Raw genomic sequence first — 22,848 nt, 5'->3', positions numbered from 1 at the left:
CTGATTCATCCATCATCACCGTGTTCCCCGTAGATCTCGAGGAGTTCCTGGTAACGGTTTCGAACCGTGACTTCGCTCACGCTCGAGACTTCACTGACCGTCTCCTGTGTGAGTCGCTCGTTCGTCAGGCGTGCAGCGGCGTAGATCGCAGCGGCGGCGATCCCGGCGGGGCTTTTCCCGCTGTGGGCGCCGCGAGCCTTCGCGGTGTCGAGGATCTCCCGTGCGACACGCTCGGCCTCGTCGCTTACGTCGAGTTTCGAGGCGTACTGGCGGAGGTACTGTGTGGGATCCGCCGGTTTCATCTCGAGGCCGAGCTCCGTAGCGAGGTACCGATATCCTCGCTGGATCGGGAGTCTGTCCACCCGGCTGACGGACGCGACGGTATCCAACGTGCGTGGGGTGTCATGTTGCCTGGCGGCTGCATACAGGCTGGCAGTCGTCATCGCCTCGATCGATCGGCCCGGGAGCAACTCCTCGTCGACGGCACGCCGGTAGAGCACGCTCGCCGTTTCGCGACACGACTGGGGAAGACCGAGCGCCGAGGCCATCCGCTCGATCTCTCCGAACGCCTGCCGCAGGTTCCGTTCCTGGGCGTCTTTCGTCCGAAAGCGTTCGTCCCACGTTCGTAACCGCTGTATCTGCGCGCGCTTTCGCGACGAGAGGGAGTTCCCGTACGCGTCCTTGTCCTGCCACCCGATCGTCGTACTGAGTCCCCTGTCGTGCATGAGCTCGGAGGCCGGGGCGCCCACACGGCTTCGATCCTCGCCGTCGGCGCCATCGAAAGACCGCCACTCCGGACCACGATCGATCTCGTCCTCCTCGAGGATCAAGCCACACTCCTCACAGGCTCGTTCGCCGTGTTCCTCGTCGTAGGCGATCCGTCCATCACACTCGGGACATCTCGTCTGCGATCGGCTCGAGGACGTCGTTTCCGTCCCGTGTCGTGTTGACTCTCGTGTCTCGGTCGTCACGCGTGTCTCGGTCATGGAAGGTGGTGGCGCCAGAGTGCGGTGTGCCTCTGATCGTGTGCTGTTCTCTTTCAAGCGGGGGCATGAACGAACGGCGGATTCCCAGTCCGTGGGAACGGCGTCCGTGGCGACGTCCGGTCCGGGTAGGGGCTGCTCTCGAACGAAGAGACGGGTGGCAACGCGGTGGGTCACGGTTCTTGGCGGGGCGGGCATCGAGAACCGTCAGCCAGGGACGGTCAGCGGTATCAGCCCAGGAGGTTGTTGAGGGCCAGTCCGATGAAAAACACGATCACCACCTCGTTTACGATCCACGAGTTCTCGTTCATCCAGTCTCGCGCCTTCGGAAGGAACGATTCCGCGCGCTCGCCGAACCCGACCAGGACGAGCGACGGGAGAGCAAGGACGAACAGCGTCAGCAGAACAAAGGGGACTGCGTCCGCCCACGGCGCGTCGTTCGCTGCGAGATAGGAGCCGACGGCGGCCGACGTGAGAACGTCGGTCGGGAAGAATCCGAGGAGGAGAAACCCCAGTCTGAACGAAAACCGCGGCGTTGCGGCTCCCAGTTTCCCCATCCATCGTGGTGGCTCCGACTCGTTTCTGGTCCGGTAGGTGTGTCCCATTGCGAGCAAGAGCACGCCCAGGATGATCGCGCTGAGGGTCGTATTCGACGCGCCCTGACCGACTGCGCCAACACCGAACACGTATGCGAGCGTGACGACGAGGGTGATCGAGAGCGATGCACCGGCGACGTACGCGGCGGAGTTTGCGCGCCAGTGCTCGGTCGTCGCGAGGAAGATCGGGGTGAGGATCTGTGGCCCCGCAACCATCACGAACACGAGGGGGAGGATCTCGAGCCAACTCATCGCTCGGGTTCCTCCGACTGCTCGATCCGTGCTTCCTGCCAGCGGAGGTGCCCGCGATGGGATCTGCCTGCGATGGTCGTTCCTGCCCGTTTCGGTTGCCGTTCGGGAGCCGTTTCGTGGGGTTCGGAACCGCAAGGACGAGTCTCGCTCGGATCTCTCGCTCCCTCGTGTTCGGACGGCCGGAGTCGTTCAGCAAACGGTAGCGAGGAGCCTCCTTCCTCAACGAGCGACCGACGGGAGCGAGTAGGGTGGAGAGGAATCGCGTTGCGAAGCTGGACGAAACCGCAAGGCTTAGGCCGTCTCCGCCCGTTATGTGAGATACTGCCGTCCTCGCACAAGCCGGGGTCGGTAGGAGCCACGAGTAAACTGGCTCCCGTGGTGTGACGGCGTGGCCGTCGCACCCTATACTCGGGAACGACGACCGCGAACGGGTTCGATCCCCGTCCCCAGTGTTGGGGTAGAGTGAGAGAACACCGGGAATTAAATCGGCGGGACAATCCACGGAACGGATCCGGTAGGCGGGTCGCAGCAACAACTCCGACCCGCCGTCCGCCCGTGGACGGTAAGAGGAAGCCGGGCCGCGCCCTTGCATGGGGTCGCGGGGTACAATGTCGTTGCGGTAAAGCCCCGCCCTCAAGGAGTGACCGACCGCCGCAAGGCGGGAGGGAGCGAGTAGGGCGGGGTAGTTTACGCCTGTGACTACTGCTCGCAGGCGTACGACGTCGCCGAGGAGATTGAGGAGAGCGACGCCGACAGCCGCGACGAGTTCGAGGGCCACCCGAGCCTCCACTCGCTGGTTTCGGACGGCTACGAGATCATCACGTACTGATTCTCCCCGTCTTTTTACGATCGTTCCCGGGAGCCGAAAGCCGTTAGACCGCCGCGACCCCATCTCCACCATGCGCGTCGCTCTCCTCGGCTGTGGCTACGTCGGGATCGAACTCGGGAGACAGTTGCGAGACGCCGGCCACGAGCCGATCGGCGTCCGGCGCTCCCCGGAGGGGATTGAGCGAATAGAGGACGCCGGACTCGAGGCCGTCCGCGCGGACGTCACCGATCGCGGGGATCTCGAGCGGGTACCCGACGCCGACTCGGTCGTCTTCGCGGCCAGCAGCGGCGGCCGCGGCGCCGACGCCGCCCGTGAGATCTACGTCGAGGGCCTCCGGACGGCGATCGAGGCGTTCGGCGAGCGCGACTCGCCGCCCGACCGACTCGTCTACACCTCCTCGACGGGCGTCTACGGCGACCACGGCGGCGACTGGGTGGACGAGGAGACCCCGATCGAGCCGACGACCGAGAAAACGCGGGTGCTCGCCGAGGCCGAACAGATCGCCATCGAGGAGTCTGCCGGGTACGGGATCGCTGGCACCGTCGCCCGCTACGCCGGCCTCTACGGCCCCGACCGCTACCGCCTCGAGCGGTATCTCGACGGTCCAGTGACTGAGGGCTACCTCAACATGGTTCATCAGGAGGACGCCGCCGGTGCGGTTCGATACCTGCTCGCCGAGAATCTCGCCCGCGGCGAGGTCGTCCAGGTCGTAGACGACGAACCCGTCTCGAAACACGCCTTCGCCGACTGGCTCGCCGACGAGTGCGGAGTCGAACGACCCGAGAAGCAGTCGAAGGAGGAACGGTTGGCGGAGGGCGACCTCTCGGAACCCGCACGGCGGCGGATCCTGACCAGCAAGCGGTGTTCGAACGCGAAGCTCCGCGAGTTAGGGTACGAATTCGCATATCCGACGTTCCGCGAGGGGTATCGCGCGGCGATCGAGGAGTATCGGGAGTAACCGACGCTCAAACGGACGTTTCACCGTCCCGAACGGTTATCCTCCATCGGCGACGAGAACGGATCATGCATCGGCGTCGTTTCCTCGCCGGTGTCGGACCCGCGATCGTCCTTCCGGGATGTCTCGGGGGAGTCGGCACCGGCTCCAAGAACGGGGATGACGACGGGACGGACGACGCCAACGAAAACGACACCGCGGATGACTTCGAGCGCGTCGTCTCGATCGCGGACACTGGCGACCTCCCGGATCGAGCACCGATCGCGTTCGACCTTCGCGTTCTCGAGGAACGGGTGGCGGCCGACGGGGCGGCGCTGCTGGAACTCGAGACGATGAACGTCGGCGATTGCGACCGGACGGTATCACCGTACTACAAGGGCCGAAGCGGGACCGACGGCCCTGCCGGAATCGTCCTTTACTCGCTCGAGGCTGCCGATAGTCCGGGCGAGGACTACCGGCCGGAGTGTATCGACGACCCCGAACCGACCCAGGAGGCGATCGACTTCACTACGGAGGAGGGGGTCCACCACGACCTCGAGTCGGGCGAGGCGGTCACTGACGAGTACGTCGTCGCCGACGATCCGTCGGTCAAGGGCTGTGTTCCGTCCGGCGGGTACCGGTTCGAGTCCACGCGCATCTTCGAGGAGATCGAGGATTTCGACTGGGGCTTCGATCTCGAAATCCGAGAGGGCTAAATTCCCTTGCCCATCAGGTGGCTCCGGAGGACGTCCGCCTCCTTGTTCGCCGAGGCGGTGTTGACGATCACGACCGTTTCGTCCCCGTTCCAGGTTCCCTGCTCGGCGAGTTCCCAGGCCCCGCTCGCGGCGCTCGCGGCGCTGGGCGAGAACTCCAGGCCCTCCCCTTTCGCGACCGCGATCGCGGCCTCGAGGATCTCCTCGTCGTCGGTCGCGACCCCGCCGCCTCCCGATCGGGAAAGCGCATCGATGACGTGGGCTCCCGCCGTCGGGTCGGGGATCTCGATGTCGCCACAGATCGTGTCGGGGTGTTCGACGGGCTCGGGTTCGTCCGCGCCCGTGGCGACGGCCTCCGCGATCGGTGCACAGCCCGACGCCTGGGCGGCGTAGATCGAGGGAACCCGATCGACGAAGTCCAGTTCCACGAGTTCTCGAAACCCCTTCTCGATGCCGACTACGCCGGCACCGTCACCGGTCGGGACGACGACGGCGTCGGGGGACTCCCACTCCAGAGATTCGGCGATCTCGTAGGCGACGGTCTTGACGCCCTCGTGGCGGTAGGGTGTCTCGAAGGCGCCCATCGGGTACCACTCCTCGCCCTCGCTCGCGTCGGCGTACGCTTCCTCGGCCTCCCTGATCCGCCCCCCCGCGACGGTCATCTCGCCGCCGTGGACGTTCGTCATCGCCTTCGCGGTAAACCCCGAGCGGGCGGGAACGAAGACGTTCGCCGCGAGGTCGGCCCGGCCCGCGGCCGCGGCGACGGCCTGACCGTCGGTGCCCGTCGAAGCGAGGCCGACCGCCTCCACTCCGGCCTCGCGAGCCATCGAAGCGCCCAGGTAGGCGCCCCGGTCGGCGATCGACCCCGACGGATTCCGCCCCTCGTCCTTGACGAACACGCGCTCGATCCCGAGTTCGTCGGCGAGTTTTCCACAGTCGACCAGGGGGGTTCCGCCCTCGTCGGCCGTCACCGCCCGCTCGCGCGGGAGGGGGAGCAGGTCCTCGTAGCGCCACTGGCCGTTCGTGCGACGCGAGTCGAGGGCGGCCGGCTCGACGCCGATCGCGTCGTAGTCGTAGCGCGGATCGAGCACGCCCCCACACGCCGGACATCGGCCCGCTTCCGGCCCGACTTCCTCCCCGCAGTCGAGGCAGGCGAGGCCGGAAAACGCCTCGGTCGTCTCCATACCGGCCGTCCGGGCGGCGGCGACTAATCGCTGTCCATCCCCGGACGGCGCTCGCGCCGGGAGTATTGTGATCTCGGAGGGGGGGGGCACGCATCCACAGGGAATTACCATATCAAATCTCATCACGCCCTCCGAACGAGTGGGCACTAGGGGTGACGATCCCGACCGCGGCTGTTCGAGACGAACGACCCCACGGACCGAGCGCGGACGCCGGGCGAGCGACCGGAGTCACGTCTACGCCTTCGAGAACGGCGACCTCCTCGAGCTTCCCGTCGCCTACGACGGCTTCACGCTGAAGGCGACCATCGGCTCGGACGCCGGCGGCGACTGACCGGGTTGCCGCGAGGGAACGGCCCTTGGGCCCGGGCCCCGAACTGGGGCCATGAGCAACCCGCCCCAGGTCGCCGTCGTCGGCGGCGGCCTCGCCGGCCTCGTCGCCGCCCGCCACCTCGCGGCCGCCGGCGGTGACGTCACCTGTTACGAGCGTGCAGACCGGGTCGGTGGCCGCGTCCGCACCGAAACACGCGAGGGCTATCGCTTCGATCGGGGCTTCCAGGTGCTGTTCACGGCGTACCCCGCCGTACAACGCGAACTCGACCTCGCGGCCCTCGACCTCCGACGGTTCTCCCCCGGCGCGACCCTCGCCCGCCCCGGGCAGCGCTCGACGCTCGCCGACCCGCTCAGGTCGCCGAAACGGTTCCCGGCAACGCTGTTCAACACCGAGGTGACCGTCGGCGACAAGCTCCGGGTGCTCGCCCTTCGATCGCGGCTCGCGCGGACGGAGTTCGACGAGCTGTTTTCGGGTCCCGATCGATCGATCGCCGAGAGCCTCCGCGATCGGGGCTTTTCCGAGCGTTTTCTCGAGAACTTCGTCGCGCCCTTCTACGGCGGGATCACCCTCGATCGCTCGCTCTCGACCTCCGGACACGTCTTCGAGTACACGTTCAAGGCGCTCTCGGCGGGGTCGATCGCGGTTCCCGCCGCGGGGATGGGCGCGATTCCCGAGCAGCTCGCCGAACGCGCCCGGGAGGCTGGGTGCGAAATCGAGATCGGACGCGAGGTCACGGCTGTCTCGTCCGACGGGGAGGGCGCGAGGATCACGACGGCCGACGGCGACGACGTCGGGGCCGACGCGGTCGTCGTGGCGACCGATCCCCCGACGGCCCGCTCGTTGACCGGAGTGAGATCGATCCCGACCGAGGCACGCTCCTCGGTCACCCAGTACTACGAACTCGGCGCCGACCTCGACACCGGGCGCCGGCTGGTGGTCAATCTCGAGGCGGAGGGACCGAACCACGTCGCGCCGACGACGGCGGTCGCCCCCGAGTACGCTCCCGGTGAGACGACGATGGTGAGTGCGACCTTCCTCGGCGAACCCGAAGCAAGCGACGAGGAACTCGCCGAGCGAGGGCGACGAGCCCTCGAATCGTGGTTTCCCGCCCGCCGGTTCGACGGCTTCGACCTCCGCTCGACCGTCCGGGTCCCGTTCGCGCAGTTCGACCAGCCGCCGGGATTCCGCGAGGGGCTTCCCGGCCCCCGCACGCCCGACGGACCGGTCTACCTCGCCGGCGACTACACCCGCTGGTCGTCGATCCAGGGCGCCATGGAGAGCGGACGGGAGGCGGCCCGGGCGGTCGTCGCCGACCGTTAGAGCAGCCGGCGACACTCGGCGAGAGGGGGAAACCAGAGCGTCTCGCCCTCCCCGTCGCCGACGCCCGGATGCCAGCCCCCGGCGTCGGCGACGAGCGGCGACTGGAAATCGCTCCCTGACATCCCGTTTATCGTGCTCCCGGGTGCGAGCCGGGTGAACGCGGGCAGCATCAGTACGTCCGCGCCGTCGAGGGCACCGGGTCCGTAGAGAAAGCAGGGCTGTTTCCGCCCCTCAATCTCGATGGCGGGGTGGTCGTGGCCGACGACGTACCGTTTTGCGGGTAGCTCGGGGACCTCGTGGCCGTGGGCGACCACGGTCTCGCCGTCGGCGAGGCGGTACTCGGCGTGGATCTCGCCGTCGTAGACTCCGGAAAGCATCGTGTCGTGGTTTCCGCTGACGACGACGGGCCGGGCGCCTCCGTCCTCGATCGTCTCGAGGAAGGCGACGAGATCCCTCTCGACGCCCCGCGGAACCCGCGAAAAGGAGTGGAGGAGGTCGCCGGCGACGACGACCTCGGCGAGGTCGGTCCCCTCGAGGAGCGCTTCGAGCCGGTCGATGGCGTCCCGGCCCCCGTCGAGGGGAGCCTCCACCCGGGAGGCGACGTCCCGACCGAGATGGACGTCGGCGATCACGAGCGTCTCGCTATCGGGAACGTAGACGGCCCGTCCGACGGTCGACAGGCCGTCGGGATCGGTCACGGGCCGACTCCACGGGCTGTTCGGCGGGCGGCGATCGCCGGGAGAGACTGGGTGGGCGTCACTGACGGCGGGAGGCGCTCGCGGGGGATCAAGCTTCTCCCGGAGGCCTACCTTTTTGCCGGACTCGGGCGAATCGGGGGGCATGGTCGACGTCCTCGACGACAAGCGGACCGCGACGCGGTTCCGGATCCTGGTCGAGATCGCAAAGCGCCAGCCGGCGGTCAGCCAGGGCGAGATCGCCGAGGAGGTCGGCGTCACCAGCCAGGCCGTAAGCGAGTACGCCCGCGCGCTCGTCGACGACGGGTTGGTCGAGAAGGAGGGTCGCTCGCGCTACCGGGTCACCAACGAGGGCGTCGACTGGCTGTTCGGCGCCGCCGAGGACGTCAGCCGCTTCGCCGAGCACGTCACCGAGGACGTCCTCGAGGCGATGAGCGAGGACGCCGCGATCGCGGCCGACGGCATCGAGGAAGGCGAGACCGTGACGCTTTCGATCGAGGACGGCCTCCTCCATGCGACCTCCGGGGATGCGGGGCCGGCGACCGGAACCGCGACGACCGACGCCGCCGCGGGCACCGACGTCGGCGTCACCGGCTTCGAGGGCGTCATCGACCTCGAGGCCGGCTCCGTGACCGTCGTCCAGATCCCCTCGGTGCGCTCGGGCGGGAGCCGGGCGGCCGACCCGGAGGCGGTCGCCGACGCCTGCGAGGGGGCGGATCTGGTGGCCGCGGCGGGGATCGAGGCAGTCGTCGCGCTCCGGGAGGCGGGCGTCGAGCCCGCGGTCACGGTCGCCGCCGGCGAGGTCGCCGCCGCCGCGGCCGAACGGGGGCTCTCCGTCGTCGTCCTCGCGACGACCGACGCCGTCGGCCGGGTGACCGACGTGCTCCGGGACGGCGAGGTCGCCTACGAGGTCCGAGAAAGCCAGTAACGACCGAAGCGGGTCGTCGAACCACAGCCAGCAGTTCGATCCGTTCGTCGCGGTGACAGTGTCGCGCGTCGCGGATAGGACTTTACTGCAGGGGAGCCTACAGGAGATATGACGACGGCAAACTGGGTTTTTGCGGCCCTGTTGGTGCTCCAGGGCCACTTTGCGGCCTCGTACCTCGTTCCGCTGGACGGCGAGGCCCAGGAGGAGTTCGGCGGCCTCCTGGCGTGGCTCTGGCCCTGGAGCGACGGTGACGGCGGGCTGATGGGCCAACTCGCGGTGGGCGGGGACCTGCCCCTCGCCGGGTTGTTCCTCGCGATGACTTCGGCGACGCTGTTCGTCTGTGGCGCCTTGGCGGCGGTAGAGATCGGGGTCCCGTTCGGCTGGTGGCGGTTCCTAGCCGGGGGCGGAGCCGTCCTGTCGCTCACCTTGATGGCGGGCTTTTTCGGCGCCACGAAACTGCTGCCGATGATCCTCGCCGTGGCCGTGCTGTGGGCCGTGGCGACGAATTGGCTCCAGCCTCCCGGATAGGGACGGCCGCGGAAGTCGGTAACGCTCCGATCCGATTGCTCTCTGGGTTGGAGACGAATCAGTGCACCGTCGATCGCCGTACGGCAAGACGATCGGTCGGTGAATAGTCAGATCCGACCGTATCAGTCGCCCCCGCGGCCGTCGGCGTGGTCCCTGGCCGTCGCGTACGCCTCCCGGAGTTCCCGGAACGCCGCCTCGTCGCCGCCGTGGTCGGGGTGGACCTCCTTTACTCGCTCGCGGTAGGCCGACCTGACCTCCCCCGAACTCGCGGTCGTCGGCAGTCCCAGCGTGCCGTATGCGTTTCCGACCCGCTCGGCGAACGCGGATCTCGCCGGCTCCGGCGACGGGTCGGGCGTCTCGAAGGGGAGTCTCGCGCCGAGGTGGGCGACCGGCATCTCGTGTTCGACGAGGACCACCGCCGTCCCGGTCGTGTTCCGAAGCCGGAAGAACGCGTGGGCGTCGAACGTGATCGCGACGTCACGTTCGGGCAGGTAGAACGCGACCGGATGGCCCGCGATCGGGTGGTCCTCGGCGTACCGCTCGCCGATCTCGCCCAGATACTCCCGGATCTCCCGCCGCCGTCGACCCTCGCCCGAGTACCGCGGCTCGCTCGCCCGGCGGGTCGGAAACCACCGCTCGCCGAGGACGAAGAGGATCGCGGCGACGGCCGCGAAGGCGGCCCCGAGGGCGAGTCCCGCGAGTACCGCCGGCGGGATCGTCTCAAGCCCCTCGACGACGCGTCCTGGCACGGGGAGAGGTAGGAAACGACGGGTAAAGAATCGCTCGTCGCGGACCGGGAGAGGTCGAGGGTCTCGCTTACCCGATGTACCGCAGGTCGTCGTCGCTCGGTAGCTCCATCGACTGCTGTTGTTGCTCCATCTCCTGGATCTTCCCGATGACCTCCTCCATCTCCTCGGCGCGCTCGTCGAGCGAGTCGTAGCCGACCTCGAGGTCGAGGCGGTCCTCGAGGAGTTCGAGGATCGCCCGGGCGCTTTTCGGATCGACGAGATAGCCGCTGGTCTCGCCCATCAGGCAGGCGGCGTCGAACCCGCGCCGACCGCCCAGACCCAGCAGGAGGCCGCTGACGCCGACGATCCCGCCCGCGGGCTCGTCCTCGCGGAACTCGACGCCGAGTTCCTCTAACTCCTCGCGCAGGTCGGCGTCGCTTACGGCGCCGATGACGTCGTACTCCTCGATGAGTTCACCGGTCGGGACGCCCCCGAGCGCGTAGATCTCGCTCACGTCGAACTCCTCGGCGACGTCGAGGAAGGCCTCGGTCAGCGCGTAGTGGCCGGCGTTGCTCTGGGCCTGGTGGTCGCCGGTCAGCACCAGCATGTCCCGGCCCGCCTCGGGAGAGATCGCGTGGAGCTTCGCACACGTGAGCTCGGCGACCCCCTCCTCGACGCTCACCTGCGGGGGAAACTCCCGGGAGTAGAGCCGCCGGACCAGCGTCGTCTCGGCGTCGAGTTCCTCCACGAGGTGTTCGGCGGCCAGCGTCCCGACGTGGCCGACGCCGGGCAGCCCCTCGATCAGGACCGGCTCCTCTACGTCGGCCTCGGCGACCGCGTCGATCTCGAGATCGTCCATCCTACCTCCCTTCGGGGCCGCCGTACTTAAGAGAACGTCGGTACTCGCCGTGGGGGTCCGCGGGGGAAAACGGTGCTGGCGCACTGTTTTCGGCGTCTGCGCCACACTCCGGGCAGCGCTCCGCGAGGGTGTAGATCGGCCGGTCGTGGGCCTCGCGCCAGGCCGAACACACCCGAACGTCCGACTTCACGGCGTTACTCCTCGTCGGTGCGCCGCTCACGGTGGAACTCGCCGCTGCCGCCCTCGGCCTCGATCGCCGACACCGCTCGGGAGGCGCTCTCCTCTAGGGCGTCCTCGGCGGTCTTGTAGTTGGGCGCCCGGACGGTGATCCGGTACTCGGGGGCGCCGACGTAGCCCACCGAGAGTTCGACGCCCTCGGGGACCTCGCCGTTGCCCTCGGCGGCCTTCAGGGCCTCGCGGACGCCGTCGACGCCCGATGCAGAGGGGTTCTCGAGGTCGACGTAGCCGCTGACGTCGACGTAGGGCACCGAGACGTTCTCGCGGGCGGTCTCGACGATCGCCTCGCGGTCGTCCTCGGCGAGGTCGGTTCCCTCGAGGGCCTCCCGTCCGTGGATCGCCGCCTCGGAAAAGCCCTCGTACAGCGAGCCGTGAGCAGCGAGGAGTTCGTCCGCGACCTCGACGTAGCGCTCGTCGGGGACGTCCTCGCCGAAGGCGATCCCCATCCAGTTGTCGGCCTTCTGTTCGTTCTTCCACTCCTGGATCTTATCGGAGCGCTGGTGGTCGTTGACGTCCTTCAGGGAGAGGTCGATCTGTTCGTGTTCCTCGTCGACGTCCAGGACCTTGCAGACGGCGATCTGGCCCTCGCGGACGTGGTCGCGGACGTTCTTGATCCAGCCGTTTGCGACCTCCGAGATGTGGATCAGCCCGCGTTTGTCCCGGTACTCCTCTAAGTCGACGAAGACACCGAAGTCCTCGATCTCGTCGATCTTGCCGACGACGAGTTCGCCGGCGTCGGGCCATCCACTGTACTTCATTGTTCGACGGTCTCCCCGTCGGTCGGGCTCCCCGCCGAGCGCCGCTCGACGGTCTCTATTACCTCGTGGTCGATCTCGGCGTTACCGCCGGTGGGACGGGCGAGCGTCGTCCCACAGACCGCACACGCCACGTCCGAGGAGGCCTTTCCGAAGACGACCTGTTCGTTCTCGCAGTCCCCACAGCGGACGAGATAGAAGTTTCCAGCCATGATTACTCCTGGAACTCGAGACGGCCCGCGCGCCATCCCTTCCGGAGGTGGGCCTTCCCACACTCGTTGCAGCGGTACTTCAGGTCCGTGCGCTTGGTCGGCTTCTCGCCGACCGGGACCTTCGAGAACCGGCCGCTGTTCCCGATCGAACTCGACGCCCGCCGCGAGCGGCGGGTGTCCCACTTCATCCCGCTCGAGCGGCCGGTGCGGGACTTCTCTACTTCGTGTTCGTGGTGTTCGTGACAGTGCGGACAGTACGTATTGAACCGGCGTGGCATCTGCATGGGTAGTTCTTGGCCGGAGTTGGTCGTGCCCGCTTAAAACCCGTTTGGTTTTTCGCCCGCCCGCCTGCCGGTCGGCCGGCGGTCATCGGGATTCCGGGACGTTCGCCGCGGCCGTCCGGGCAGTCCCCCGGTGGTCCGACCGGCCGCGGATCAGGCCTCGAGGGCGTGTTTCTCGACGACGACGTCCTCGATGGCCAGCACGTCCAGGCCCATCCCGTAGAAGTCCTTGATCGCCTCGGTGGGCGTGTTGACGATCGGCTCGCCGTGGTCGTTAAAGGAGGTGTTGAGCACGACCGGCACCCCCGTCAGATCGCCGAACGCCGAGATGAGCCGGTGGTAGCGGGGGTGTTGGTCCTCGCGAACGGTCTGGGGCCGGGTCGTGTCGTCGCCGGGATGGAGTACGGCCTCCAGGTCCTCGCCGCGATCCGGGTTCGCGTCGTAGCCGTTGATCATGAACGGCGCGGGGCCGCCGTCGACGAGGTACTCCTCGGCGGCCGCTTCGGTCATCGAGGGCGCGAAGGGGCGCCACTCCTCGCGGTGTTTGACGTAGCGGTTGACCCGATCCCTCGATTCGACGGTCCGGGGATCGGCGAGGATGCTCCTGGCACCCAGGGCCCGGGGCCCCATCTCGAGACGCCCCTGGAACCAGCCCACCAGCGCGCCGTCGGCGAGCCGGGAGGCGACGTATTCCTCGAGGTCCTCCGGCCGATCGTAGGCGATCTTGTTCGTCTCCAGCAGCGCATCGATCTCCCGGGTGTCGTAGGCGGGCCCGAGGTAGGCGTCGGTCATCTCGGGGACGTCGGCGGGCCGGGACTCGAGCCAGCCGGCGCCCAGCGGGAGTCCGGCGTCGTGGGCGACCGGCTGGACGAACAATTCCGAGACCGCCGGCGACTCCCGGAGCCGTTTGTTGAGCTTGCAGTTCAGGGCGACCCCGCCCGCGAGCGCGAGCCGATCGGTGCCGACGGCGTCGAGCGCCTGGACGGCGATCTCAAGGACGGTCTCCTCCAGGAGCTTCTGGGCGGTGTGGGCGAAGTCCTTCTCCCACCGGTCGAACTCCCGCTCGCTGCCCCGGTCTACCTGCTCGCGGCCGAAGGCCTCCTCGAGACGGGAGACGCCGTAGTCGGTGCCCCAGCGCTTGGTGAGCGGCGTCACGTCGTAGTCGACGCCGAACTCGACCAGCTCGCGGAGGGTTCGCTCGATCTCGGGGTTTCGCTCGCCGTAGGGAGCCAGTCCCATCACCTTCCCCTCGCCGTTGAACATCCGGTAGCCCAGGAACTCGGTGACGATCGCGAAGAAGATCCCGAGGCTGTTGGGGTGGTCGTACGTTCGCAGCCGTTTGAGGCCCCGGTCGGTTCCGTGCCAGACGACCGTCGAGTCGTACTCGCCTTTCGCGTCGATCGTCAGGACTGCGGCCTCCGAAAAGCCGGAGGGATGAAAGGCACTTGCGGCGTGGCACTCGTGGTGGGAACGGGTTTCGATCTCGGGGACCGGCCCGCCGATGTCGGCGAGTTTGGACTCGATCTCCCGGGTGGGGAGAAACCGGCTGCGAAGCTGGGTCACGGTCACGTTCTCGAGGCCGGTCAGCTTCGGGAGCAAGCCGGGGATGGTCGCGGCGTCCCGGAGGTAGTGGGTGAGGATCTTCCGGCGGAGCGTCGGGTCGTAGGGGAGGACGATCCGGTCGACGTCGGCGAGGTCGAGGTCGCGGTAGTCGAGACACGTCCGGATCGCGCGGGTCGGAAAGGTGTCGGGCGCGTGTTTCTCGCGGGTGAGTCGCTCCTCCTCGATCCCGTAGACGAGTTCGCCGTCCTCGAACAGCGCGGCCGCGGGATCGTGTTGCCCGTAGAGACCGATCGCGGGCTTGAACGAAAGGAGGTACTCGGACACTACACCGAAGAGGGTCCGTCCCTCAAGTAAGGATTACGATCCGATGGCCGTCCGATGCGGCCCCGTCCCCTATCGCTCGCGCGATTCGGGTGCGATCGCCATCGGGTACTCCGTGAGGTTCTCGTACCCTCCCTCGGTGACGACGACGAGGTCCTCGAGACGGACGCCGCCGACGGCGGGATCGTACAGTCCGGGCTCGACCGTGATCACGTGACCTGCCTCGAGTTCGCCCCCCGACGGCGAGAGGCTCGGCCGCTCGTGGATCTCGAGACCGACGCCGTGGCCGGTGCTGTGGATGAATCCGGTCTCGGCGGCGGGATCGCTCCGGAGCGTGTCGTAGCCCGCCGCCTCGATGACGTCACACGCCGCGTCGTGGACCGCGGCGCCCGTGACGCCCGCCTCGACGCTTTCGAGGGCAGCCTCGTAGGCGTCCTCGACGACTCCGTACCGCCGTTCGATCTCGTCGTCGGCCTCGCCGCGGACGAACGTCCGAGTCATGTCGCCGAAGTATTTGGTCCGTTTGTCCCGGGGAAAGATATCGATCACGATCGCCTCACCGGCGAGCAGCGGCCCGCTCCCGCGGTCGTGGGGATCGGCGGCGTCGGCACCGCAGGCGACGATCGTCTCGTCCAGCGCACAGCCCCGCCGGAGGAGGGCGATCTCGATCTCGGTCGTCACCCGCTCGCTCGTGAGCGGTTCGCCCTCGTGGTACAGCACTCCGTCCTCGACGTCGGCCCCGGCGAGCAGCGATTCGGCGACCGCCATCGCGGCCTCGTTGGCCCGCTGGGCGTCGTGGACGTACCCCTGCTCCTCGTCGCTCTTGACGGCCCGGATCTCCTCGACGACCCCCTCGCGGTCGACGGTCACCGAGACGCCTTGCTCGCGGAGGCCATCGGCGGTGCCCGCGGGAAAGCCGTGGGGGACGACGACGCTCCCGGCGCCGTGGTCTCCGAGAAAGCGCGCGATACACCGCACCGTCCCCTCCTCTGGACCGTGTTCTGCGACCAGCGTCCGGTAGTCGTAGTCGGCGTGTCGGGAGACGGTGTCGGCGCGTGACTCCCGACTGGCGCGGCCGTACTCGAGCCCCGAGACGAGCAGGTGGGTCCCTTCGCCGGTCACGAGCGTCCGGTAGGGGTCCGGCGCGCTAAAGCCCGAGAGGTAGTGCTGGTCGGCGTCGTCGCCATCCTCGCTGACGAGATAGCCGTCGGCGTCCCGGTCGGAGAGCAGTTCCCGGACCGGCGAGAGGTCGATCTCCATGCCGGCCACTGGGGCGGGGGAACCATATAATGGCGCGAATCGCGGCCACCGACACCGGTATAGGCGGGCCGTTCGAGAGAGCGGGTATGTACGTCACTATCGCGCCGTCGTCGGTCGGCGGGCGGGTCCGGGCGCCCCCATCGAAGAGCTACACCCATCGGGCGATCCTCGCGGCGGGCTACGGCGAGGGCGCCTTCGTCCGGGACCCGCTCCGGAGCGCCGACACCCGCGCGACCGCCCGCGCCGTCGAGGCCTACGGCGGGAGCGTCGCCGAGCGCGAGGAGGGGTTCGAGGTCGAGGGTTTTTCGGGCGAACCCGCGGTCCCCGACGACGTCATCGACTGTGCGAACAGCGGGACGACGATGCGCCTCGTCACCGCGACCGCCGCGCTTGCCGACGGGACGACCGTCCTCACCGGCGACGGGTCGCTTCGCTCGCGCCCGCAGGGACCCCTGCTCGATGCCATCGAGGAGCTGGGGGGCGAGGCGGCGAGCACCCGCGGAAACGGTCGGGCGCCCCTGGTCGTCACCGGCCCCATCGCTGGAGGGGGAGTCTCGATCCCCGGCGACGTCTCCTCGCAGTACATCACCGCCCTGTTGATGGCCGGCGCGGTAACCGAGCGGGGGATCGAGATCGACCTGGAGACCGAGCTCAAATCCGCACCGTACGTCGAGATCACCCGCGAACTCCTCGCGGCGTTCGGGGTCGAGACGACCGAAACCGGAGGAGGGTTCGCGGTCGCGGGCGGCCAGCGCTACGACCCCCCCGAGGGAGAGTATTCGGTGCCGGGCGACTTCTCCTCGATCTCCTACCTCCTCGCGGCCGGCGCCGTCGCTGCCGCCGAGACGGTCGAGATCGAGGGCGCCCACGAGAGCGCCCAGGGCGACCGTGCCATCGTCGATATCGTCTCCGGGATGGGCGCGCCCGTCGAGTGGAATCGTGCCGAGGGAACCCTCTCGGTCTCGGCGGCAGATCTCTCGGGGATCGAGGTCTCGGTCGCCGACACCCCCGACCTCCTGCCGACGATCGCCGCCCTGGGCGCGGTGGCCGACGGCGAGACCCGGATCACGGACGCCGAACACGTCCGCTACAAGGAAACCGATCGGGTGTCCGCGATGGCGGCGGAGTTAGGAAAGATGGGCGTCGAGACGACCGAGGAACCCGACGCGCTGACCGTCCACGGTGACCGATCGACTCTCGAGGGCGCGGCCGTGGACGGTCGCGGCGACCACCGGATCGTGATGGCTCTCGCAGTCGCCGCCCTCGCCGCCGACGGCGAGACGACGATCGCCGGAAGCGAGCACGTCGACGTCTCCTTCCCCGGATTCTTCGGGACGTGGGCGGATCTCGGCGTCGATCTCGAGGAGCGAGAGTAAGGGGCGGGCCAACCGACCACGTTTCAGTCCGGACCCCGTACCGCCGCCATGCTCACCGGCTCGGCAACCTGGGACTACCGCGACGCCCGCCACGAGCGCTTCGGACGGACCCACTTCCGGCGCTACGGCGACGGCCTCGTCTCGAGTCTCGGTCTGGGCACCTACCTCGGGGAACCGACCGACGACGTGGACGAGGCCTACCGCGAGGCGATCGGGCTGGCCCTCGAGTCCGGGTGCAACGTCGTCGACACGGCGATCAACTACCGCTGTCAGCGAAGCGAGCGGGTCGTCGGCCACGCGGTAGCGGAGAGCGACGTCGGCCGCGAGGCGGTGCTGGTCGCGACCAAGGGTGGCTTCCTTCCGTTCGAGGGCGAACGTCCCGACGATCCCGGTCGATTCGTCCGCGAAGAGTACGTCGAGCCCGGGTTGGTCGATCGTGACGACCTGGTGATGGGCAGTCACTGTATCGCTCCCGACTTCCTCGACGACCAGCTCGACCGTTCGCGTGCGAATTTGGAGACCGATCCCGATCTCTACTACGTTCACAACCCCGAGACCCAGCTTCGCGAGCGCTCCCGCGAGGAGGTCTACGACCGGCTCGAGGAGGCGTTCGTCCGGCTGGAGGAACGCGCTTCCGACGGCGACCTGGGAGGCTACGGCGTCGCGACCTGGGAGGCGTTTCGGGTTCCCCAGGACCACGACGCGTATCTCTCCCTGCCGGAGGTCGTAGACCGCGCGCGTGCGGCCGCCGACCGGGCGAGAACCGGCGGAACCCACTTCCGGGCGATCCAGCTTCCGTTCAACGTCTCGATGGCCGACGCGTTCACCGTCGAGGCCCACGAGACTCCCGACGGAGAGAAGAGCGCGCTCGAGTTCGCCGCCGACGCGGGCCTCGCGGTGTTTACGAGCGCGAGCATCGCCCAGGGTACCCTCGCCGACCGGCTTCCCGAGGCCGTCGCCGCCCGACTCGGCGGCGAGACGCCCGCCGGGCGCGCGATCAACTTCGCCCGGTCGGCGCCGGGGGTGACCGCCTCGCTGGTCGGGATGCAGTCGATCGAGCACGTCCGGGAGAACCTCGAGGCCTGCGAGGAAGACCCGATGGGCGCGGCGGCGTTCGACGAAGTCTTCGAGTAGTCACCACGGCGACAGGGGTCCGCCGTCGGTGATCCGTTCGTCGGCGAGGCGGTCGTGGACGAGGCAGGCCCCGACCGCGAGGACGGCGGCCCCGATCCCGGCGACTCCGACGGGTGCGATCACCAGGTTCGGGGCGCCCGCGAGGTAGAGAACGGCGAGCCCGCCGACGGCGTTGTAGGTCCCGTGGAGGATCGTCGGCGCGAGGGCGGTCTCCGCGCGGACGGTGACGTAGGTGTAGACCGGCGCCATGGCGACGGTCGCGACGGTCATCACCGCGACCCCCACGACGGGGAACTCGGGGAAGTTGTAGCCCTGGACGATGACCGGCGCGTGCCAGACCCCCAGACCACACCCGTGAGAAGGGAGACCGGCCAGAACCCCAGTTCGGAGAGCTCCGAGAGGAGGAGTCCCCGCCAGCCGAGTTCCTCGCCCGCGGCCGCGAGGGCGTTGATCGTCGCCCCCGCGACCAGCGCCTGGCCGACGAAGACCGCCGCCGCGGGGACCGGCAGCGCCTCGAGTTGCTCGACCGTCGCCGCGGCGTCGGCCTCCGAGAGCCCGGCCTCGAGGAAATAGGTCGCGTAGTCGGTCGTCAGCGAGACGCCCGGGATCGCGGCCCCGACGCCGATCGTGGCCCCCAGTAGCCCGACCGGAAGGAGCCATGCAAGGACGATCCACCGGGGACGCCCGCGTGCGATCCCACAGCGCGCCCGGATCGACTCGCCACGTCGGCGGGCGACGACGATCGCGGCGACGGCAGGCCCCCACATGAACGTCACGACGAGGAGGGCGGTTCCGACGACCGTATCGAACCCGATCCCGGCCAGAAAGAGCACGAGCCCGCCGGTCCACGAGATCCCGAACGCGAGCGCGAGGAACTCCCCGACGACCCGCGTCCGTACGTCGGTCGCGTCCATATCCTCTCGCTCGAACGAGTCCGATAAAAACATTTGGCGAACTCGACGGCGTCCGAACCGCTCGTGGCCGCGATCGGACGACGGGAGGAAGGCATACGTGACCGGTCCGTGAAACCCGCCCATGAACGATCCAGCTCGAGGGACGCGATGAGCGCTCCGGAATCGCGGCCACCGCGGACGAGCCGCCCGGTCGCCCACGTCTACGACGCCGCCTACGCGGGCGTCCCGAACTGGGACATCGGCCGCCCCCAGCGCGCGTTCGTTTCGCTTCTCGAGGCCGGTCTCGTCCGGAGTCCGGTTTTGGACGTCGGCTGTGGAACCGGCGAACTCTCCCTGTTTCTCGCCCGTCACGGCCACGACGTCCTCGGGATCGATCTCTCGGCGCTCGCGATCGGCCAGGCCAGGGAGAAGGCCCGCTGGCGGCGGGTCTCAGCGCAGTTCCTCCAGTGGGACGCCCTCCGGATCGGGGAACTCCGGGCCGCGAATCTCTCCTTTCGGACGGTCGTCGATTCGGCGATGTTTCACGTGCTGGGCGACCGCGAACGCGACCGGTTCGTTGCCGTGCTGGGCGAGGTCGTCCGACCCGGCGGGCTCTACTGCGTCCTCGGGGACGCCCGGCGGGACGAGAACGAGGTGTACGGAATCACGCCCGCGGAGATCCGGCGGCGCTTTCGCGGCGACTGGGAGGTCGTCTTCGCGAACCGGACGGTGTTCGAACGGCGCTGGAGTTCGAACCCGGCGTACGTCGTCGGCGTCCGGCGGCAATGACACGAATTAAGCGGAAGCCCACGACTTCAGTCGTGGGTCTAAGCGGTAGGCAGAGACTCGAAAACGCAAGACTTAGCCACTCTGGAGCCGTTTATGTGTCTAACTCGACTGGGAAAACTGGGGTTGGATTGGGGTCCCCATCAACAAAAAGCAACCCTGCCCGATTGAGTGTGGCTGATGGCACCGCCCGTAGGGTGTTAGCGAGGCAGTCCGAACGCGTTCGGACTGACGTTGCCATGCGTTCATCGCCTCGACGCACTGCCTACAAACCGGGACCAACCACTGGGGTTGGGAAGTTGCCTCCGTCGGGGTGGTCAGCGTGACCGGCCCCGAGCGCGAGGAATCCCACGACTTCACTCGTGTGGAGGATGTCAAAGGGCGCGACGGAACCATGAACCACGCCCGAGAACCTGCGCTTCGCGCAGACCCTCGGTCTCCTTCAACAGGCAGTAGCGAGGAGTCCCCTTCCTCACCGAGCGGCGAAGCCGCGAGTAGGGAGGAGAGGAATCGCGTTGCGAAGTTGGGCGAAACAGTTAGTATCGCCCGGTTCGTTGTCCTCTGTCGTCCGAAGCGGGCTTCAGACAGCCCAGCAATGGGTGCCGAACCAACACTTCGGTGCGGGAAAGGTTTGGTTCCTCGCTCCGGACGGGCCGCCGTCAACCGGCCCCGAAGGACGGACCGACGACGCGACCGCTCCGAGCAAGCTCGACTTGCCGCGAAGTCGCCGAGGTCACGTCCAATTACATTGCCTCTGCCGACCGACCGCACCGGCACAAAAGTCGGTCCGGGACCACAACTCCCGACCGAAGCCACGCAAGCCCCGTCCGCAGAACGCCGAAGGCGTTCAGGGCGGTAGTTGACATCCCTCGTGCCGTTTTCACGGCTCACTGTCGTTCGCCGGAAAACGGGCGCGACGGGAGTGAGCGAAGCGAACCGAACGGGCGCGACGGGATTTGAACCCGCGACATCTTGGTCCGGAACCAAGAACTCTGTCCACTGAGCTACACGCCCTCACCCGAAGGGAGCGCCGGGGGACTCATAACAGTTGTTGATTCACTCGATCAAAAGGAGAGCTGGTCGTCCCGCCGGTCCTCGCCGTTTGCGGGCGGGGTCCGATCGGAGTAGAACCGCCGGCCGACCGCCCGGCTGTCGACCATCGTGAGGACCGCCTCGCGGACGTCCGCGGGCGACTCGTAGGTCTGTCCCGCCCCCTCGCCGAGGACCCCCCGGAGGGTTTCGCTTCCGTTCGGGAACTCGAGGGCGTGGTCGCCCTCGGCGGCGAGGAGGTCCTCGTCCGTGATCGGGTACGATCGCTCCTCGAGAGCGTCGCTCAAGGTCCCGAACTCGATGCCGAACTCGCGGCTCGCGGGCGTGTTTCGGTTCGGTGTCATCCCGGCTCCGTACGTCGCGGAGCCATATACGTGTGGGACCAACACCCACGGTCGTCTGACCGTCATCGAACGAGGAGAGTCACTGCGAGGGACTCGTCCGCCGGTCAGTCGAACTGCGGGAAGACCTCCTCGCTCAGGACGTCACAGAACGCCGCCTGGTCGGGGCTGTGGCTCTGGTAGACGATGTGGTTGAAGCCGGCGTCGACATACTTCTGGGTGACCTCGTGGATGTCCTCGGGGTCGGTGGTGATCGTAAACGCCTCCTTCAGGTAGTCGGGGTCGACCTTGTCGCCGTGGGCCTGGACCGTCCGGGGGTCGGCGATGTCGGCCTCGAAGAAGATCGGAAGCTGGGTGCCCCGCCAGGGGAGACACGGCCGGAGGGCGGCCTCCTCGCTGTCGGGGTCGTAGGAGACGTGGAGGTGGATCGAGCGGTCGAGTTCCGAAAACGAGGAGTTCCGGTCGGACTTCTCGACTCCCTGCTCGACCGCGGGGAACAGCTCCTCCTTGACGCGCTCTGGCTCCTCGAAGACGGTGATGTAGCCGTCACCGAGGTCGCCGGCCATCCGGGCCAGCGTCGAGCCGTTCGAGGCGAGGTAGATCGGCGGCGCCTCGTCGGGGCCGGTGTAGAGGTTCGCTTCGTTCAGGTCCCAGTAGGTGCCGTCGTAATCGACGAACTCGCCTTCGAACAGCGTCCGGATGATCCGGACGCCCTCGGCGGTCCGGCGGGCGGACTCGCCGAACTCGGGCATCGGGAGCCCGAGGGGACTCTCGTTCAGGGCCTCGCCCGAGCCGAGCCCCAAGAAGATCCGGTCGGGGTAGAGCTCCGCCAAGGTCGCCAGGCGGTGGGCGACGTTCGCGGGATGGTATCGGTGGATGATCGCGCTGACGCCGGTGCCGATGACGAGGTCGTCGGTGCGTTCGAGCGCCGCCGGGAGCCAAGACCAGCAGTTCCCGCCGTTGGCCGAGGAGCCGTCCTCCAGGTGGTCGAACCAGGGGTGGAAGTGATCGTTGACCCAGGCGGTGTCGAACCCGGCGTCTTCCGCGAGCTCGACCTGATCGAGACACTCCGCGGGCGAAAACTCCTCGAGGGACGCGAACCAACCGAAGCGAACCATGTGGAATAGGGTCGCGGCGGTATCCCTATACGTGTTTCTCTCCGCGCGTCTCTCGCCGCTCGCCGATCGGGCGATCAGTAGTCGATGTTCGAGAGCCGATCGACGGCGGGATCGGTGAACACGTCCTTCTCGTCGACACTCCGCGACGAGAACTCCGAGATCACGGCACCCTCCGGCCCGCCCCGAAACCAGTGGTTCGTATCGGGTGGGATCGTGTACTGCTCGCCCGGCTCTAAGGCGACCTCGTGGCCCGCCGTGTAGTGTTCTTCTCGTTCCGGCGGACTCACTGCCGGCTCCTCGGTCTCCTCTCCCTCGACGTAGAGGTACACTTTCCCCGCCCGACACCGGAACGTCTCGCGTTTTCCGGGGGTGCCGTCGAACGGCGGATGGCGGTGTTCGGGACAGGTCTGGCCCGGCAACTGGACGAGTTCCTTCGCACAGTAGCGGTCGGTGTTGACGTAGGTGTGGATCTGGGTCCCCACCCGCACCAAATCGTCGAACCCGAAGTCCACGATCTCGAGGCCCGCCTTCTCCTCGTCGGTGAGGACGATCCCGGCCTCCTCGATAAGTTCCAGGGCGTGGCGTCCGGCCTCTTCCCTGCTTGCGTTGGTAGCCATGATCGGGGCGACGGACGGGGAGGA

Annotated in this window: 26 protein-coding genes and 1 tRNA gene; 9 read left to right on the top strand and 18 right to left on the bottom strand. The window is 68.1% G+C overall.

Features of this window, described 5'->3' with window-relative positions:
* Window positions 1-5 precede the first annotated feature (5 nt).
* Window positions 6-986: a transcription initiation factor IIB gene (locus tag LCF40_RS11930; RefSeq protein ID WP_114578230.1), complete on the bottom strand. Its 981-nt coding sequence runs from the start codon at window positions 984-986 to the stop codon at window positions 6-8.
* 227 nt (window positions 987-1,213) lie between these two features.
* A complete protein-coding gene (locus LCF40_RS11925; RefSeq protein WP_224828629.1) occupies window positions 1,214-1,831 on the bottom strand; it encodes a GAP family protein in 618 nt (205 codons plus the stop codon).
* Window positions 1,832-2,730: 899 nt separating this feature from the next.
* On the opposite strand from LCF40_RS11925, the gene LCF40_RS11920 reads away from it, so the two are divergent.
* Window positions 2,731-3,618: an SDR family oxidoreductase gene (locus tag LCF40_RS11920; RefSeq protein ID WP_224828628.1), complete on the top strand. Its 888-nt coding sequence runs from the start codon at window positions 2,731-2,733 to the stop codon at window positions 3,616-3,618.
* Window positions 3,619-3,683: 65 nt separating this feature from the next.
* The gene (locus tag LCF40_RS11915) at window positions 3,684-4,310 is read left to right on the top strand and encodes a hypothetical protein (protein WP_224828627.1); all 627 of its coding nucleotides are present in this window, start codon (window positions 3,684-3,686) and stop codon (window positions 4,308-4,310) included.
* Here the strand turns inward: LCF40_RS11915 and LCF40_RS11910 are convergent.
* A complete protein-coding gene (locus tag LCF40_RS11910; RefSeq protein WP_224828626.1) occupies window positions 4,307-5,491 on the bottom strand; it encodes a threonine synthase in 1,185 nt (394 codons plus the stop codon). The genes LCF40_RS11915 and LCF40_RS11910 overlap by 4 nt on opposite strands.
* 139 nt (window positions 5,492-5,630) lie before the next feature.
* On the opposite strand from LCF40_RS11910, the gene LCF40_RS11905 reads away from it, so the two are divergent.
* Window positions 5,631-5,822 carry a hypothetical protein gene (locus tag LCF40_RS11905; RefSeq protein WP_224828625.1) on the top strand — a complete coding sequence of 64 codons (192 nt, stop codon included), beginning with the start codon at window positions 5,631-5,633 and terminating at the stop codon, window positions 5,820-5,822.
* Window positions 5,823-5,873: 51 nt separating this feature from the next.
* Window positions 5,874-7,142, top strand: a complete 1,269-nt coding sequence (locus tag LCF40_RS11900) for an NAD(P)/FAD-dependent oxidoreductase (protein WP_224828624.1) — start codon at window positions 5,874-5,876, stop codon at window positions 7,140-7,142.
* Here the strand turns inward: LCF40_RS11900 and LCF40_RS11895 are convergent.
* Window positions 7,139-7,840, bottom strand: a complete 702-nt coding sequence (locus LCF40_RS11895) for a metallophosphoesterase (protein WP_224828623.1) — start codon at window positions 7,838-7,840, stop codon at window positions 7,139-7,141. The two genes, LCF40_RS11900 and LCF40_RS11895, sit on opposite strands and share 4 nt — an antisense overlap.
* Window positions 7,841-7,982: 142 nt before the next feature.
* Between LCF40_RS11895 and LCF40_RS11890 the strand changes: the two genes are divergently transcribed.
* Window positions 7,983-8,765, top strand: a complete 783-nt coding sequence (locus tag LCF40_RS11890) for a DUF7839 domain-containing protein (RefSeq protein ID WP_114577709.1) — start codon at window positions 7,983-7,985, stop codon at window positions 8,763-8,765.
* Between the two features lie 108 nt (window positions 8,766-8,873).
* Window positions 8,874-9,293, top strand: a complete 420-nt coding sequence (locus LCF40_RS11885; protein WP_224828622.1) for a hypothetical protein — start codon at window positions 8,874-8,876, stop codon at window positions 9,291-9,293.
* Window positions 9,294-9,415: 122 nt separating this feature from the next.
* Here the strand turns inward: LCF40_RS11885 and LCF40_RS23430 are convergent, their stop codons facing one another.
* From LCF40_RS23430 to LCF40_RS11845, 8 genes are all read right to left on the bottom strand, one after another.
* On the bottom strand, window positions 9,416-10,042 hold the full coding sequence (locus LCF40_RS23430; RefSeq protein WP_224828621.1) for a J domain-containing protein: 627 nt from the start codon (window positions 10,040-10,042) through the stop codon (window positions 9,416-9,418).
* 67 nt (window positions 10,043-10,109) lie between these two features.
* Window positions 10,110-10,880: a proteasome assembly chaperone family protein gene (locus LCF40_RS11875; protein WP_114577710.1), complete on the bottom strand. Its 771-nt coding sequence runs from the start codon at window positions 10,878-10,880 to the stop codon at window positions 10,110-10,112.
* Between the two features lies 1 nt (window position 10,881).
* On the bottom strand, window positions 10,882-11,070 hold the full coding sequence (locus LCF40_RS11870) for an RNA-protein complex protein Nop10 (protein ID WP_114577711.1): 189 nt from the start codon (window positions 11,068-11,070) through the stop codon (window positions 10,882-10,884).
* A 4-nt stretch (window positions 11,071-11,074) separates the two neighbouring features.
* Window positions 11,075-11,875, bottom strand: a complete 801-nt coding sequence (locus LCF40_RS11865) for a translation initiation factor IF-2 subunit alpha (RefSeq protein WP_114577712.1) — start codon at window positions 11,873-11,875, stop codon at window positions 11,075-11,077.
* On the bottom strand, window positions 11,872-12,084 hold the full coding sequence (locus tag LCF40_RS11860) for a 30S ribosomal protein S27e (RefSeq protein ID WP_114577713.1): 213 nt from the start codon (window positions 12,082-12,084) through the stop codon (window positions 11,872-11,874). The genes LCF40_RS11865 and LCF40_RS11860 overlap by 4 nt, the downstream gene beginning before the upstream one ends.
* Window positions 12,085-12,086: 2 nt before the next feature.
* Window positions 12,087-12,368: a 50S ribosomal protein L44e gene (locus tag LCF40_RS11855; RefSeq protein ID WP_114577714.1), complete on the bottom strand. Its 282-nt coding sequence runs from the start codon at window positions 12,366-12,368 to the stop codon at window positions 12,087-12,089.
* Window positions 12,369-12,518: 150 nt separating this feature from the next.
* A complete protein-coding gene (locus LCF40_RS11850; protein WP_114577715.1) occupies window positions 12,519-14,252 on the bottom strand; it encodes a carbamoyltransferase family protein in 1,734 nt (577 codons plus the stop codon).
* Between the two features lie 69 nt (window positions 14,253-14,321).
* Complete coding sequence (locus LCF40_RS11845; protein WP_114577716.1) at window positions 14,322-15,509, bottom strand: M24 family metallopeptidase; 1,188 nt, start codon at window positions 15,507-15,509, stop codon at window positions 14,322-14,324.
* An 86-nt stretch (window positions 15,510-15,595) separates the two neighbouring features.
* Here LCF40_RS11845 and aroA point away from each other — a divergent pair, with 86 nt between their 5' ends.
* A complete protein-coding gene (gene aroA, locus LCF40_RS11840) occupies window positions 15,596-16,885 on the top strand; it encodes a 3-phosphoshikimate 1-carboxyvinyltransferase (protein ID WP_114577717.1) in 1,290 nt (429 codons plus the stop codon).
* A 48-nt stretch (window positions 16,886-16,933) separates the two neighbouring features.
* The gene (locus LCF40_RS11835; protein WP_114577718.1) at window positions 16,934-18,019 is read left to right on the top strand and encodes an aldo/keto reductase; all 1,086 of its coding nucleotides are present in this window, start codon (window positions 16,934-16,936) and stop codon (window positions 18,017-18,019) included.
* On the opposite strand, the gene LCF40_RS11830 is transcribed toward LCF40_RS11835, so the two are convergent.
* A complete protein-coding gene (locus LCF40_RS11830) occupies window positions 18,020-18,289 on the bottom strand; it encodes a hypothetical protein (protein WP_224828620.1) in 270 nt (89 codons plus the stop codon).
* The gene (locus LCF40_RS11825) at window positions 18,289-18,933 is read right to left on the bottom strand and encodes a CPBP family glutamic-type intramembrane protease (RefSeq protein WP_224828619.1); all 645 of its coding nucleotides are present in this window, start codon (window positions 18,931-18,933) and stop codon (window positions 18,289-18,291) included. Before LCF40_RS11825 ends, LCF40_RS11830 begins: the two co-directional genes overlap by 1 nt.
* A 147-nt stretch (window positions 18,934-19,080) precedes the next feature.
* On the opposite strand from LCF40_RS11825, the gene LCF40_RS11820 reads away from it, so the two are divergent.
* Window positions 19,081-19,701, top strand: coding sequence for a class I SAM-dependent methyltransferase (locus tag LCF40_RS11820; protein WP_224828618.1), 621 nt, complete (start codon window positions 19,081-19,083; stop codon window positions 19,699-19,701).
* 938 nt (window positions 19,702-20,639) lie between these two features.
* Here the strand turns inward: LCF40_RS11820 and LCF40_RS11815 are convergent.
* The 4 genes from LCF40_RS11815 to LCF40_RS11800 form a co-directional block, all read right to left on the bottom strand.
* Window positions 20,640-20,712 (bottom strand) — tRNA-Arg (locus LCF40_RS11815).
* A 50-nt stretch (window positions 20,713-20,762) separates the two neighbouring features.
* On the bottom strand, window positions 20,763-21,092 hold the full coding sequence (locus LCF40_RS11810) for a DUF5789 family protein (RefSeq protein ID WP_114577721.1): 330 nt from the start codon (window positions 21,090-21,092) through the stop codon (window positions 20,763-20,765).
* Window positions 21,093-21,196: 104 nt separating this feature from the next.
* Complete coding sequence (locus LCF40_RS11805; protein ID WP_224828617.1) at window positions 21,197-22,207, bottom strand: TIGR03557 family F420-dependent LLM class oxidoreductase; 1,011 nt, start codon at window positions 22,205-22,207, stop codon at window positions 21,197-21,199.
* Window positions 22,208-22,281: 74 nt separating this feature from the next.
* A complete protein-coding gene (locus tag LCF40_RS11800; RefSeq protein WP_224828616.1) occupies window positions 22,282-22,824 on the bottom strand; it encodes a D-lyxose/D-mannose family sugar isomerase in 543 nt (180 codons plus the stop codon).
* Between the last annotated feature and the right edge of the window lie 24 nt (window positions 22,825-22,848).

The sequence above is a fragment of the Saliphagus infecundisoli genome (assembly GCF_020177375.1).
Lineage (GTDB): Archaea > Halobacteriota > Halobacteria > Halobacteriales > Natrialbaceae > Saliphagus > Saliphagus infecundisoli.
This window is presented reverse-complemented; position numbering and strand designations above follow the sequence as displayed.